The sequence below is a fragment of the Mucilaginibacter sp. P1_D10 genome (genome assembly GCF_056406215.1).
Genome location: NZ_JBFUAP010000004.1, coordinates 118,774 through 131,863 on the forward strand (window position 1 = coordinate 118,774; position 13,090 = coordinate 131,863).

The 13,090-nt window shown below is 43.7% G+C and carries 15 protein-coding genes; 11 read left to right on the forward strand and 4 right to left on the reverse strand.

Annotation, left to right across the window (positions count from 1 at the left end):
• Positions 1-10 precede the first annotated feature (10 nt).
• The 9 genes from mce (at position 11) to AC1DYT_RS07330 (ending at position 8,223) form a co-directional block, all read left to right on the forward strand.
• Positions 11-445: a methylmalonyl-CoA epimerase gene (gene mce / locus AC1DYT_RS07290; protein WP_477468975.1), complete on the forward strand. Its 435-nt coding sequence runs from the start codon at positions 11-13 to the stop codon at positions 443-445.
• Positions 446-479: 34 nt separating this feature from the next.
• Positions 480-854, forward strand: a complete 375-nt coding sequence (locus tag AC1DYT_RS07295) for a hypothetical protein (RefSeq protein WP_477468976.1) — start codon at positions 480-482, stop codon at positions 852-854.
• Between the two features lie 424 nt (positions 855-1,278).
• Positions 1,279-2,664 (forward strand): right-handed parallel beta-helix repeat-containing protein, encoded by a 1,386-nt coding sequence (locus AC1DYT_RS07300; RefSeq protein ID WP_477468977.1) that lies wholly within the window; start codon positions 1,279-1,281, stop codon positions 2,662-2,664.
• Positions 2,665-2,962: 298 nt separating this feature from the next.
• Positions 2,963-4,345 (forward strand): right-handed parallel beta-helix repeat-containing protein, encoded by a 1,383-nt coding sequence (locus AC1DYT_RS07305; protein ID WP_477468978.1) that lies wholly within the window; start codon positions 2,963-2,965, stop codon positions 4,343-4,345.
• Positions 4,346-4,452: 107 nt separating this feature from the next.
• Positions 4,453-4,701 (forward strand): type B 50S ribosomal protein L31, encoded by a 249-nt coding sequence (locus tag AC1DYT_RS07310; protein ID WP_133236702.1) that lies wholly within the window; start codon positions 4,453-4,455, stop codon positions 4,699-4,701.
• A 65-nt stretch (positions 4,702-4,766) separates the two neighbouring features.
• Positions 4,767-5,951 carry a GlmU family protein gene (locus AC1DYT_RS07315; RefSeq protein WP_477468979.1) on the forward strand — a complete coding sequence of 395 codons (1,185 nt, stop codon included), beginning with the start codon at positions 4,767-4,769 and terminating at the stop codon, positions 5,949-5,951.
• Between the two features lie 98 nt (positions 5,952-6,049).
• Positions 6,050-6,814 (forward strand): triose-phosphate isomerase, encoded by a 765-nt coding sequence (tpiA, locus tag AC1DYT_RS07320; RefSeq protein ID WP_477468980.1) that lies wholly within the window; start codon positions 6,050-6,052, stop codon positions 6,812-6,814.
• Between the two features lie 85 nt (positions 6,815-6,899).
• Positions 6,900-7,736 carry a 50S ribosomal protein L11 methyltransferase gene (gene prmA, locus AC1DYT_RS07325; RefSeq protein ID WP_477468981.1) on the forward strand — a complete coding sequence of 279 codons (837 nt, stop codon included), beginning with the start codon at positions 6,900-6,902 and terminating at the stop codon, positions 7,734-7,736.
• Between the two features lie 148 nt (positions 7,737-7,884).
• The gene (locus AC1DYT_RS07330) at positions 7,885-8,223 is read left to right on the forward strand and encodes a hypothetical protein (RefSeq protein WP_477468982.1); all 339 of its coding nucleotides are present in this window, start codon (positions 7,885-7,887) and stop codon (positions 8,221-8,223) included.
• Here the strand turns inward: AC1DYT_RS07330 and AC1DYT_RS07335 are convergent.
• Both AC1DYT_RS07335 and AC1DYT_RS07340 read right to left on the reverse strand, forming a co-directional pair.
• Positions 8,220-8,858, reverse strand: a complete 639-nt coding sequence (locus tag AC1DYT_RS07335; protein WP_477468983.1) for an NAD(P)-dependent oxidoreductase — start codon at positions 8,856-8,858, stop codon at positions 8,220-8,222. The genes AC1DYT_RS07330 and AC1DYT_RS07335 overlap by 4 nt on opposite strands.
• A 56-nt stretch (positions 8,859-8,914) precedes the next feature.
• Positions 8,915-9,322, reverse strand: coding sequence for an Rrf2 family transcriptional regulator (locus AC1DYT_RS07340; RefSeq protein WP_477468984.1), 408 nt, complete (start codon positions 9,320-9,322; stop codon positions 8,915-8,917).
• A 179-nt stretch (positions 9,323-9,501) separates the two neighbouring features.
• On the opposite strand from AC1DYT_RS07340, the gene AC1DYT_RS07345 reads away from it, so the two are divergent.
• A complete protein-coding gene (locus AC1DYT_RS07345; protein WP_477468985.1) occupies positions 9,502-10,356 on the forward strand; it encodes a universal stress protein in 855 nt (284 codons plus the stop codon).
• A 299-nt stretch (positions 10,357-10,655) separates the two neighbouring features.
• Here AC1DYT_RS07345 and AC1DYT_RS07350 read toward each other — a convergent pair whose 3' ends face one another.
• Together AC1DYT_RS07350 and AC1DYT_RS07355 are read right to left on the reverse strand one after the other, a co-directional pair.
• On the reverse strand, positions 10,656-11,207 hold the full coding sequence (locus AC1DYT_RS07350; RefSeq protein WP_477468986.1) for a GNAT family N-acetyltransferase: 552 nt from the start codon (positions 11,205-11,207) through the stop codon (positions 10,656-10,658).
• A 9-nt stretch (positions 11,208-11,216) separates the two neighbouring features.
• A complete protein-coding gene (locus tag AC1DYT_RS07355; protein WP_477468987.1) occupies positions 11,217-11,453 on the reverse strand; it encodes a hypothetical protein in 237 nt (78 codons plus the stop codon).
• A gap of 176 nt (positions 11,454-11,629) precedes the next feature.
• Here AC1DYT_RS07355 and AC1DYT_RS07360 point away from each other — a divergent pair, with 176 nt between their 5' ends.
• Entirely contained in the window at positions 11,630-12,997 is a 1,368-nt protein-coding gene (locus AC1DYT_RS07360; protein ID WP_477468988.1) for a hypothetical protein, read from the forward strand.
• The last annotated feature ends 93 nt before the right edge of the window (positions 12,998-13,090 follow it).

Below are 13,090 nucleotides of genomic sequence, written 5' to 3' on the forward strand. Positions count from 1 at the left end.
ATATTTGGACATGAACAAGATCGAGCACATCGGCATAGCGGTAAAAGATATGCAGGCAGCCAAAAGTATATACGAGCTGTTACTGAATACCGTTGTCTACAAAACCGAAGAAGTGCCATCAGAAGGAGTAAATACCGCATTTTTGCAAAGCGGCCCCAATAAAATAGAACTGCTGGAAGCAAGCTCCGCAGATAGCCCCATAGCTAAATTCCTGGAGAAGAAAGGCGAAGGGATACACCACATAGCCTTTGATGTGCCTGATATAGAGGCCGAGATGGCCCGCCTGAAAGCCGCAGGTTTTGTATTGCTGAACGATGTGCCAAAAAAAGGGGCTGATAATAAGCTGGTTTGTTTTGTGCATCCGAAGAGCGCGAATGGAGTTTTGGTGGAGTTGTGCCAGGAGGCCCGAGCCCCCCAGCCCCCTGAAGGGGGAGCAGAAGTTTGAAATCTTCTTTCAATGACCACAACAGATACTTATCATGAAATACCTCTTAATGTTAATTCCGATTGTGTTTGTCGCATGCTCTGCAACAAAGAATAATTATACCGCTAATTTAACCCAGTACGACGGTTATAAGGTTTATAAAATAGATTCAGTTAAAACGGTCTATTTTATTTATGCTAAAGACAAAAACAACGAGGTTTATAAAATATTATCATCCAAAGAAAATACAGCCAAAGGCGAGGTGATTCAAATAAACCACGTTTATTCGTTTATGTTAGAGACTTTTTGGACGATGAAAGAAGAACTCGTTACAGGCACTTATTTTCATGAGGTTCCGGTATCGGTCGAGGGTTCGGAGCGGAGTTTATATATCGCACATAACATTCGTGGATTGAAATTTATCCGATAAGTGCCAAAATTAATTCACCCCAAATATCAAGTCCTGCAAAACGGTACGTTTTGTGTCATCAACGAAATCACTTAATCATTTAAATCAACGGTTCAGAAAAAAGCAATAGCGATAGGAGCGGATACCGGCCATTGTGGCTAAGGCCTGCGCAGTATGAGCGTATAGCGCGGCCCGAAGGGATTGCCATAATTTAATTCATATCAAGTACAATAACCAAACACCAACAAAAAAATCTTTGCGCCTTCGCGCCTTTGCGTGAAAAAACTCACCCCATCGCAATGGCAACTAAACAGATTTTAACCGTCGCCTAAATAACAATCTTAAAAAACCAACGTATAATACGCAATCTTGTATAAACTGGATACCATCACTATAGCTATTAGCTGTAACCTGGTATTCGTTTTGCAACCTGCTGTAATAACCAATGAAGCTTAAATTTTACCTGATGCGTGCGATTACGGTTGTATTAGTGCTATCGTCATTAACGATGTGCGCTAAAAAAGTCAATAAGCCCGAAGAACAGGTAGCCGTTACGCCCGATACCACTACCCAGGTCCCCGTTAAGCCTGCAGAAACCACCGTTGATTGCGCTTATACCGTTAAACCATCGGAATGGTTTGTTGATGGCGCCGCAATACCCGCTGGTTCTACCATATGCATACCGGCCGGCACAAGAGGCGCGCTGTTGCTCAAGAACTTTAAAGGAACAACTGCCAAGCCAATCATCATCATCAACAAAGGTGGCAAGGTCACATTCTCGGTATCTACCACCGCTTCTTACGCTTTCAAAACCCAGAACTGCCAACATTTTAAGATACTGGGTAATGGCGATAAGTCCGTTACTTATGGCTTCGACGTGGTGGGCGGCAACATCGGCATGACGATGGATGACCTTAGCTCGGATTTTGAAATTGCGCATGTAGAGGTGCGCAACGCTGCATTCGCCGGGATAATGGCCAAAACCGACCCCAGTTGCGACGTAGCCACCCAACGCGGTCATTTTACCATGAGCAACGTTGCCATACACGATAATTACGTGCACAAAACGGGCGGAGAAGGCTTTTATGTAGGTAATTCTTTTTACGCAGATGGCGTTTCGTTGGCCTGCGGTACCGTTTTGCCGCACGATGTCACCAATCTGAAGCTATACAACAACCGCGCAGATTCTACGGGCTGCGAGGGCATACAGGTAGGGGCTGCCGTCTCCGGTGCCGAAATTTATAATAACACCGTTAGCAACCCCGGAATAGCGCCATTTGCCAGCGGCCAAAATAATGGCATACAAATAGGAGAGGGTACCGGTGGCAAATGCTACAATAACCTCATCAAAAATGCGCCGGGCAACGGCATCATTGTATTGGGCCTTGGCGACAATTTGGTGTACAATAATTATATCCTTAATCCCGGAGGGCACGGCATCTTTGCCGATTCGCGGTACACGCCGGGGCTGCATTTTGAGTTCATCAACAATACCATCGTATCGCCGGGGCAAAATGGTATCAGATTAAATTCGGAGATTATCCCCATGAATATCGTTATCAATAACGTTATCATCATCCGCAGCGGCGGCGTTGCCATATCGCGCAACAATAGTTTGGTTAAGCTCACCTCGCTCAATAATTACATCAATACCGATGTAACGGCATGCAAGTTCGTAAACTACAGCGCAGGCGATTTCCATCTGCAGCCTTCCTCGCCATTGATAAATGCCGGGGCGGATGCTACGGCATATGGCGTAAGCGCAGATTATTACGGTACCCCACGGCCCGCCGGCATCGCCTTTGATATAGGCGCAACCGAATATCAATAAAGCCTATTGTTAAGGTGCATCCTGGTGCCGCGAATTTAATTTTTGGAGGGTGTTGTTATTCTGCGTGTAGGGAATGCTGAATTTCCGGGTGTGTTTTAGGTACAGCTAATCCTTGTTCGTTTTACAAATTTACTGCCGGTAAAATTTAATTTCCCCTTTTGCACCCATCGGGGTGTTTTTATTAACATGCGCGAAAAAAAAGTAACCATTTAAAAAAGTGTGCCGTATAATGGCGTGTTAGAGCTATTAGTTGTGTGATAGCTATTGTTTTTTTAAGAGCCCTACCTATAACTTTCAGATGAAGATTAAAAACCACTTCGCGCGCCTGACAGTGGCCGCTGCGATCGTATCATCTTTTACGATGTGTACAAAAAATGCGATTGTTATTGAAGAAAAGCTTGCGCCGGCCTCTTCTAAAAATTCGGCAATGGCTGTTGTGCCAGAAGGTATTGTTGGCAATGGCACTTACACCGTGCAGCCTAATGAGTGGTTTGTCGACGGAACCAACATGGCTCCTGGTACAGTGATTTATGTCCCCGCCGGAACCCGCGGCGCCCTGCTACTCAAGAATTTAACGGGGACTATAACCAACCCCATTATTGTTGTTAATAAAGGAGGAAGGGTGACCTTTTCTACTGATATCACTGCATCTTACGGTTTTAAGACGCAAAATTGCCGCTATTTTAAAGTGCTCGGCAATGGCGACGCTGCTGTTAAATACGGCTTTGACGTAAACGGCGGGAATATCGGCATGACGATGGATGACCTTAGCTCCGACTTTGAGATTGCATACGTTGAGGTACGCAATAGCGGTTTTGCCGGCATAATGGCCAAAACCGATCCTACTTGCGACGTTGCAACGCAAAGAGGGAATTTTACCATGCGTAATGTTAAAATTCATCATAACTACGTGCATAAAACCGGCGGTGAGGGTATTTACATAGGCAATTCTTTTTATGCCGAGGGCATATTACTTGCCTGCGGCAGAGTTTTTCCGCATGATATAGTGAACGCCAAGGTATATAACAATCGTATAGATTCCACAGGTGCCGAAGGTATACAGGTTGGCAGCGCAACACAGTATTGCATCGTGTGCAGGAATACGATAAAGAACCCTGGGCTGTCGCCATTTGCCAGCTGGCAAAATAACGGTATCCAAATAGGAGAGGGTACCGGTGGTAAATGCTATAGCAACCTCATCAAGAACGCGCCGGGCAATGGCATTATTTTGCTGGGTTTAGGAGATAATGTTTTATTCGATAACGTTATTATCTATCCGGGTGCCAATGGTATTTTTGCGGATTCGAGGTACACGCCGGGGCCTAATTTTCAGTTTATCAACAATACCATTATTGCTCCCGGGGCCTATGGCATAAGGCTGAACTCGGAAACCATCCCAATGAACACGGTAATCAATAATGTCATCATCGATGCAGGCTCGGGTGTAGCTATCTCCAGAAGCACGGTAGCCGTTAAGCTAACATCATTCAATAATTATATCGGTACCGACGTAAATGCACTCAAATTCGTGAATTTTGCAAAGGAGGACTTTCACTTGCTGGAAACATCGCCACTAATTAATGCCGGCATTGATGCTAACTCATATGGGGTGAATATCGATTATTACGCGAAAGCCCGCCCCTTAGCGGGTGCTTTTGATATCGGCGCAACGGAGCATTAGAGCAAATACTATCTATCCACAGCTGTTAAAAACTTTTTGAAATAGGCTTTCAAGTTTTAAATTAATTCGTTACATTTGCACCTCTTTTATAAGAAGTATTAATAGCAATGAAAAAAGATCTGCATCCATCAAACTATAGGTTAGTTGTTTTCAAAGACATGTCTAACGACTACTCTTTCATAACCAAATCATGCATCGACAGCCGCGAAACCGTAAAATGGGAAGATGGCAATGAGTATCCGCTGATTAAATTAGAAATTTCCCACACTTCGCACCCGTTCTACACAGGTAAGATGAAGTTGGTTGACACTGCCGGACGTATAGACAAGTTCCGCAGCCGTTACAACAAAAAATAAGTGTTTTTTAAATAAAATATTTACAAGTTCCCCGCATAGCGGGGGACTTTTTTTATTTTTGGCCCATGGCAATCATTCTCTTCGACGATAAGGCCCGCAATACGTTGCTGCCCTTAACATTCACCCGCCCGGTTGCCGATCTGCGCATAGGTATCCTCACCATTGCCGAAAAATGGGGTAAATACCTGCATCTGGATTATTCTTTCCATACCGAAAAGTACCTGCAAGGGAAGTTTCCGATGGTTGTGGAGAGCGATAATTTGTTCATCAACGGCTCGGTATGCCCCGATGCGGAGTTGGTGGCCATTATAAGCGAATTACAGACAGGGGAGGCCATTGCGCTTGATGATATATTGCTTGCCGTACGCCTCAACATGGCCGAAGCCAAAAGCTTTTCGCCGGAGATTTACCTGCCTGCGGCGCTGAAATACGACAGGGATGTAACCCGCATCGTGTACCCCGAGCATGTTTTCAAAAAGAACGATGCCGAGCTTCGCAAAGATTTTGCCCTGCTTACCGATGGCCGTACCAGTGCCACCATCAGCAGCACCAATACCGTCATCGGCGATGCTTTTTTTGCAGAAGAAGGTGCCTCTGCCGAATGCTGCACCTTTAGCACTCTCAACGGCCCAATTTATTTATCTGCCAATTCCGAAATTTGGGAGGGTACCAATATACGTGGCCCTTTTGCTATAGGCGAGCATTCGCAGGTTAAAATGGGTACAAAGATATATGGTGCTACTACCATTGGGCCCTATTGCCGCATAGGCGGCGAAGTTAATAACGCCGTGGTTTGGGGCTACTCTAACAAAGGCCACGAGGGCTACCTGGGTAACGCCGTAATAGGCGAGTGGTGCAACCTGGGGGCCGATACCAACAACTCCAATCTCAAGAATAACTATTCGGAAGTAAAGCTTTGGGATTATGCCAGCCAAACTTACCGCGATACAGGCCTGCAGTTTTGCGGACTGATTATGGCCGACCATGCCAAAAGCGGTATCAACACCATGTTTAATACCGGCACGGTAGTGGGCGTTAATGCCAACGTTTTTGATGCGGGCTACCCCCCAAAGCACATACCCGATTTTAGCTGGGGCGGTGCAAATGGCTTTGAAGAATACGCTTACGATAAGATGATGGAAACCACGGCACGTGTATTTGCCCGCCGCGAGCACCGTATCTTTGATGAAGCGGAGCAAGCTATTTTAACGGAGGTTTTCGAGTTGACAAAACCTTACAGGGAATTTTAAAAGAGTAATTGATTAAGCAGCTTAGGCGATGTATAGCCTGCTTGCATTTAATCGGTGTGACCATAATAATCAAAACAAAATCATAATAAAATACAACAATGAGAAAGAAAATCGTAGCCGGAAACTGGAAAATGAACCTTGATTACAGCGAAGGCCTGGCCTTGTTTTCTGAAGTGGTAAACATGGTTAAGGACGAGGCAACCGGCAACCAGCAGGTGGTGGTATGCAGTCCCTACATTCATTTACACAGCCTGGCAGCTTTGGCAAACGGCTATACTAATGTAGCCATTGGCGCGCAGAACGCTCACCAGGCAGATGCAGGCGCTTACACTGGTGAAATATCTGCAAAGCAGGTAAAATCTACAGGTGCAGCGTATGTTATCCTGGGCCACTCGGAGCGCCGCCAGTACTTTGGCGAGAGCAACGAATTGCTCGCCAAAAAAACCGATTCGGCCTTAAAGAATGGCTTAGTACCCATCTTTTGCATCGGCGAAACTTTGGCCGAGCGTGAAGCTAAAACCCATTTCGATATTATCAAAAGCCAATTGGCCGAAGGCGTTTTCCATTTAGATGCCGAAGCGTTCGGTACCATCGTTTTAGCTTACGAGCCGGTTTGGGCCATAGGCACGGGCGTAACCGCAACTTCTGCCCAGGCACAAGAGATACACGCATTTATCCGCGCAGAACTTGCGGCAAAATACAGCCAGGAAGTGGCCGATGCTACTACCATATTATACGGCGGCAGCTGCAACGCAAAAAACGCTGCCGAACTGTTTGCCTGTGCAGATATCGACGGTGGCCTTATCGGCGGTGCTTCCCTGAAATCGCGCGACTTTACCGATATCGTAAAAGCGTTTAACTAATTAGATATGAGATATTAGATGTGAGATTTGAGACCGAATCCAGTCCTAATCTCACATCTCATATCTCACGTCTCAAATCTGCAAAATGGACTACTACGAACTCCTTTTTACCACCATAACTACCGAAGATTATCAGCAGGATTTGCTGATAGGCGCCCTGGGCGAAATAGGTTTCGATACTTTTGAGGAGGTAGACCTGGGCTTTAAAGCCTACATTCCGGTTGACGATTTTAACCAGGAAGTTCTTGATAATCAGCTGGCTGCTTATCGGGAAATGTTTACTTTCAGCTATGATATTACCCTCATCCCGCAGAAGAACTGGAACGAGGTTTGGGAAAGTAATTTCGAACCAATAGAAGTTAGTGGACAGGTATTCGTACGGGCTACGTTCCACCAGCCGAAACCCGAGTTTAAGTACGAAATCGTTATCGACCCAAAGATGGCTTTTGGTACCGGCCACCACCAAACCACCGCCATGATGATGCAGCTGATGCTGGAGAACGATTTCGCAGGGAAAAAGGTGCTGGATATGGGCTGCGGTACCGGTATTTTAGCCATCCTTGCGGCAAAATTGGGCGCCTCGGAAATTACTGCAATTGACTATGATATAGTGTGTTATGAAAGCACTATCGAAAATTCAGCCTTGAACAATATCGATAACATCACCGCTTTATGCGGCTCAAAAGAGGTTATCCCCAACGAACAGTACGATACCATACTGGCCAATATCAACCGTAATATCCTGCTGGATCAGATGGCGACTTATGCCCGTGCATTGAAGCCTGGCGGCGAGATATACTTCAGCGGTTTTTACGAATCGCCCGACCTGGATATCATCACCGATGAGGCCCGTAAGTACGGACTAAAGTACATCATCCACAAAAAAGATAAAGACTGGGTGGCCGCAAAATTTGTGAGTTAATAGCGTAAAATGGCCAAAATTACCTGTGAAAATTTCCCTGTTTTTATCAAAATAGACCAAAAAAAGGTCGGTTTTTTCGATTTCATCCATGGAAAATGCGTCTACTTTTTACTGCCATAGTAATCATATATAAATAGTACGCTCAAGCATGATATCTATACAACAAATAAGAATATATCAGCGATTTGGTGGCGATGCCGACGGGTTGGCCCTAATAGGTACTAAGGATGAAAAGAGGGCAATCAATGGAAATGACTGGGCTTTGATTACAGATATGGTTCAGGATATTTCCCTTGTAAATGAAGGGTTAGCATCTGCAAATTATAAAGCCAAATTGTTGAAGAAATTAAAAAGCAATTGCGGCGACGACGAAGTTATAACGCAATTGTACCAAATGGCCGAAAAGCAAATTAGGGCGCAGACAGAACCGCGCCCTCAGAAGGTTGGGATTTGGAAATCAATTCTATCGATTTTCCAAAAGCGTTAGTAGCCCAGGGTAAACCTGCTCTTCACAAACCGGTTATTTTCCAACTCATCGAAAATGGCGACGGCCAGGTCTGCTACCGAAATATCATTTTTGCCATGCTCATCGAACACCGGGTTTTCGGTACCAAGGCGGAAGGTGCCGGTGCGCTCGCCGGGGTGCAGGTTGATGGCCGGGCTCAGGAAGGTCCAATCTAATTCTTCTTCTTTACGCAGTGTGCTGAGGTAATCGCGGGCTGCGCTTGCACCAGCATAATACTCTTTCGGGAATTGCGGAGAATCTACTAATTGGTGTTCGCCAATATACAAGCTGCCTGCGCCGCCAACGGTAAGGTAACGTTTAACACCTGCTTTTTTGGTGGCGGTTTGTATGCTATCGCAACCTTTTATAAAATCGTTGTACAGGTTGGGGTTGGTCCATCCGGCGTTGAAGGTGTTGATAACGGCATCGTGGCCTGATAAAGCCGAAGCCAAGCCATCTGCATCATATACATCTGCCGAAACGGCCGTTACACCTGCTGCTTTTTCTACTTTAGCGCTATCGCGCGCTATGGCGGTTACCTCATACCCGCGAGTTAATGCCTCTGTTACCACTGCGCTGCCTACAAAGCCTGTTGCGCCTATTATTGCTACTTTCATTGTTTGTTGTTTTGTTTAATTGTAATTAAATATGTTACAGTTTTATCAAAATTTTTTTAATCGAATTTGGCCACGAATGCCTGTAAATCGGTATCGCCGAGCTTCTGCATCAGGGCTTTATCTACATCTACATATAAATCGCTGATGTTCTGGTTTATCTGTTTACCAATAGGGCAGGCGGGGTTGGGCTGGTTTTTGGCCTGGCCTAAAATAGCCTCGGGCTTTACGGCATCGTATATCTGGGCAAGGGTAATTTGTGCCGCCGGGCGTGCCAATGAATAGCCGCCGTTTTTACCGGCCTGGCTGCTTACCAGTTTATGCTTGATGAGGTTGCTGAGTTCCTTGCGTACCAATACCGGGTTCACGTTGATGCTGCCCGCCATGTATTCAGACGATAGTACATCGCCATCTGCGCTGCAAAGCAAGGTCATGATGTGTAATGCTATGGGGAACCGTCCGTTCATTCTTATATGTAATAATTTTTATTACAGTACAAATGTAAATATGTTTCCTAATAAATCAATATCTTTAGCGTAGCCAATATAAAAATGAACCGGGCCTGACAATGCAGCCTAAAGCATTATCGAATTTGTATAGTATTTAATTTAGGCCAAAATGGCCAGGAACTATTAATTATACCGATATGAAAACTTACCTTGTTCCTATTGACTTCTCCGAAGCCGCTTTCAACGCCGCTGATTTTGCCGCTCACCTAAGCAAACAAACCGATGTAGCGCACATCATTTTGATGAACGCCTACTATATTTCGTCATATGAAACCTTGCTGCCCGACCCCAATATGGTGATGCTGCGCGAAGAGGAAATTGAAGAGAACTCTGCCGACCGCCTGAAAGGCTTGAATAATTTGAAACAATACCTGCAAGGCGAAGTGCGCGACGGCGTTACCATAACTACCCGCCTAAACCGCACGCATTTGCTGCGCGCCGTGGTGGATACGGTGGCCGAGGAGCATGCCGACCTGGTAATTTTGGGCAGCATAGGGAACAGCACCGTGCGCGAAAACAACCAGGGGATTGGCAGCCATGTAATAAAAATATCTAAGGCTTGCCCGGTGCCTGTAATCGTGGTTCAGCCCGATTATCGTTACCAGCCTATAGATAAGGCGGTTGTAGCTTGCGATTTTAGGCGTGTAAAAGAAAATGTGCCGACAGAGGCATTGCATAAATTGCTGACCAAGTATCCTGTAAAGCTGCTGGTGGTTAATGTCGATCCCAAAGGCAAACACGCCTACGCCAACCCAGAACAAATGGCTGAAGAAACAGCGCTGCACGCCATGCTTAAAGAGCTAAAGCCCGAATATCATTATATCTATCATCCGGAGGTGATACGCGGCGTGCTCGATTTTGCCGCTGAGCACAATGCCCAGATGGTTATTGCGCTCCCACACACCTACAGTTTCCTGCAATCTATCCTGCACGATAGCATTTCTAAGCAACTCGCTACCAGCTCCTCGGTGCCGGTATTGTTGTTGAAGTAGGGGTAGGGTGTTAATCTGTTTATATGATCTTTGTTAAGCTTTATGCCTTTCAAATAGCATTCGATTGCTTACACGGCACGCTAAGGTAGGTTAGTAAAGCAACAGAAGCGATATTCAGTTACGACAGCCCCGCTTTCCCTCCAAGCCGCTAGTAGAAGCGGCTTTCCGTACATTCGGGTTTAGGTTGGACACGCATTGCTGATTATAGGGTTGGTTGGGGACGCGCGACGCACGCGCCAGCAAAGGGTTGCAATTTTCGAAAGTGATTTTTTTTGGTAAATCGAACTCAATGAAACCTCTTATGGCTGTTTACACGTATTCAATAATTTATTGAACCAAAAAAGTATATCTTTCTCATAAAGAGCATATCTTCTAACATCATATCTTTTATTGTTATAAAGGTGCTGGTCTTTAAAAACACCTTCGAGAGAAAACTTGCACTTCGTCATTACACTTAGCATTTTCCCGTTGTAATCATATATATCAATATACACTTTGTAAAGCTTAAACTGTTCAAAAAGCTGTTTGCACAAAATCAAAAATGCTTTAATGCCATAGGACTTATTGGCATATCGATCTTCGATAAAAACACTAACAAATGCGTATTTATCTATTTCGTTATACGAGTAAGTAAATATAGTTCCGATTGGTATCTGGTTAAGGCAAATTAAAAACTGTAAATGCCTGTCCTTTTGAAAGTCAAAGCTTAATTCTTTGTCGAATGCTTCAATTGAATGTAGCTGATTACGACTGGTACACATAGAAATAAAAGAAAGCTCGTTTCTCCATTTAAAAAGAATGGACAAATGAGCCTTCTTTATTGGATGTATTATGATAGATTCGTAATTCAAGGTGATTATTTATTTACCGCTACCTCCACCAGAACCGCAGCTACTGCAATGCGAATTGCTGCTATCATGTTTGCCAGCACGCGCATCCTCGTATCCTTTATTACGTGAATCATGCAATTTCTGATCCTCCCATGGAAATGTAAAATCCGCTAAACCACGAGTGAATTGATCCATCGCACCGGCTTTTTTTGCCTCATCAACGCCCTTGCCATATGCTTCTTCATATGGATTTTTTTCTCTAGACATAATATAAAATTTAGTTTGTCTTACTCTATAAAACAGTTTTCAGACTTACCCTGTTGCTAAATTTTTATTTGGTGTCGGAACTTAGCGTTTACCGACTTTGGATGGTAGGTCCGGAATTACCACAATGATTTTAGTATGTGTTCTTAAATAAACACATGCCAATTTAAAAGATATAAATGGCAATTTTGCAAATTATTATTTGCAAAATATTGTATATTGCATTGCAAATTATGTCAATTATGTTGCAAGGAGAAGCAAAAAATACCAAACCCAATAGATTCTCAGTTATTGTCAAACAACTTAACGATAGTGGCTTCTCTATGAAAGAAATAGCAAGTGAACTGGGTATGGATAACTCCGTGCTTACAAAACTTTGCAATGGAACTTTAAAATCTTCCAAAGGGGAAAAACTATCCGATTTGATAACTAAGCTTACTAACGATGCGAGGTTCGGGGCAATAATAAAAGGTAAAAAAATAGATGTTTCAAAATTTGATATGCTCTTTTCGTTTTACTATTGGTCTGCAGAGAATCAATTACGACCTGCTCTCTTAGGAATAGTAAATGATAGAATTTCTGAGTGCCGATTTTATTATTTACAAAAAGACCTTACTAATTTCTACGCAGAGAAAGACGCTCTTGAAGTAAAGTCTTTAGTTTATGAGAATTCAGAAACTATGGATATTGTATTAAGCAAGAAAAAGACAGGAGCTACTTTTATAAGCGCGCATCTGGGCAATAAAGAAATAAACGAAATAGAAGCGTCGTTTTGTTCCTATTGCGGCGCAATGGGTTCAACTCAAAAACCATATGCGGGAATCGGTTTATTAGAAAAAGTTGAAAAAGAAAATTTTTCTACGTGGTTGGAAGAAATCAGTTTAAAAGGAATTCCTCCACAAATCACCAACGCGTTGTACAAGCGAAGATTTGATTTAAGTGCAATTGAATCAAAAGTATATGATTCAATTGAAGCCATAAATATCACACAGAAGGAACCTTTGAAATTAGTAAATGGACAATGGCTTGGATATTATTTGCGAAGTCATATTGAAGGGCCGAATAGAAGTGGCGGCATAGTTAAAGTTCTTATGGATGTAGAAGAAAGTGGGGTGGCTAATATTTACTTTAGGCAATCTGATAATCCGAACATAAAAGATGTTACTATTTATAGTGGTTTTTTTAAGTTTCCAAATGATAATTCCGCGGCGATTACTATCGGCGAATTTCAAAGTGAAAAAAACGTTAACAGATTAGTGATGTATTTAAAACCTGATGCTCAAAAATTAAAAGGGGTGTTTACCGGTTATAGGACTATCGATTTGGGATGTTTTACATCGGCAATATTTTTTGAAAAACTCTATCTAATTAGGGATGAAAACCAGACAAAGAGAGAGTTTATTGAAAATTTGATTAATGAACACAGGCCAGCCCGTTATCACAAATCGAAATTTATTGATGACCCAAACGACATTAGAAATCAGTTAAAGAGCATTCAAGAGAAAACGTTTGAGACGGTAGAGAATTGTTTTAACGCTAACCCTTGACGAAAATACGGCGACTTCTGGCGCGAGGTAACCAGGTTTGAGCAATAGAATAGAAAGGGTTTGTCACGGCGAGGGCTCGGCACAATGGTAATG

What these genes read in the sequence shown, in the direction of transcription:
- prmA (WP_477468981.1), top strand. Translation starts at nt 6,900, where the DNA reads ATGGACTACTACGAACTCCTTTTTACCACCATAACTACCGAAGATTAT.
- AC1DYT_RS07360 (WP_477468988.1), top strand. Translation starts at nt 11,630, where the DNA reads ATGGCAATTTTGCAAATTATTATTTGCAAAATATTGTATATTGCATTG.
- AC1DYT_RS07315 (WP_477468979.1), top strand. Translation starts at nt 4,767, where the DNA reads ATGGCAATCATTCTCTTCGACGATAAGGCCCGCAATACGTTGCTGCCC.
- tpiA (WP_477468980.1), top strand. Translation starts at nt 6,050, where the DNA reads ATGAGAAAGAAAATCGTAGCCGGAAACTGGAAAATGAACCTTGATTAC.
- AC1DYT_RS07300 (WP_477468977.1), top strand. Translation starts at nt 1,279, where the DNA reads ATGAAGCTTAAATTTTACCTGATGCGTGCGATTACGGTTGTATTAGTG.
- AC1DYT_RS07340 (WP_477468984.1), bottom strand. Translation starts at nt 9,322, where the DNA reads ATGAACGGACGGTTCCCCATAGCATTACACATCATGACCTTGCTTTGC.
- mce (WP_477468975.1), top strand. Translation starts at nt 11, where the DNA reads ATGAACAAGATCGAGCACATCGGCATAGCGGTAAAAGATATGCAGGCA.
- AC1DYT_RS07305 (WP_477468978.1), top strand. Translation starts at nt 2,963, where the DNA reads ATGAAGATTAAAAACCACTTCGCGCGCCTGACAGTGGCCGCTGCGATC.
- AC1DYT_RS07310 (WP_133236702.1), top strand. Translation starts at nt 4,453, where the DNA reads ATGAAAAAAGATCTGCATCCATCAAACTATAGGTTAGTTGTTTTCAAA.
- AC1DYT_RS07355 (WP_477468987.1), bottom strand. Translation starts at nt 11,453, where the DNA reads ATGTCTAGAGAAAAAAATCCATATGAAGAAGCATATGGCAAGGGCGTT.
- AC1DYT_RS07335 (WP_477468983.1), bottom strand. Translation starts at nt 8,858, where the DNA reads ATGAAAGTAGCAATAATAGGCGCAACAGGCTTTGTAGGCAGCGCAGTG.
- AC1DYT_RS07345 (WP_477468985.1), top strand. Translation starts at nt 9,502, where the DNA reads ATGAAAACTTACCTTGTTCCTATTGACTTCTCCGAAGCCGCTTTCAAC.
- AC1DYT_RS07330 (WP_477468982.1), top strand. Translation starts at nt 7,885, where the DNA reads ATGATATCTATACAACAAATAAGAATATATCAGCGATTTGGTGGCGAT.
- AC1DYT_RS07295 (WP_477468976.1), top strand. Translation starts at nt 480, where the DNA reads ATGAAATACCTCTTAATGTTAATTCCGATTGTGTTTGTCGCATGCTCT.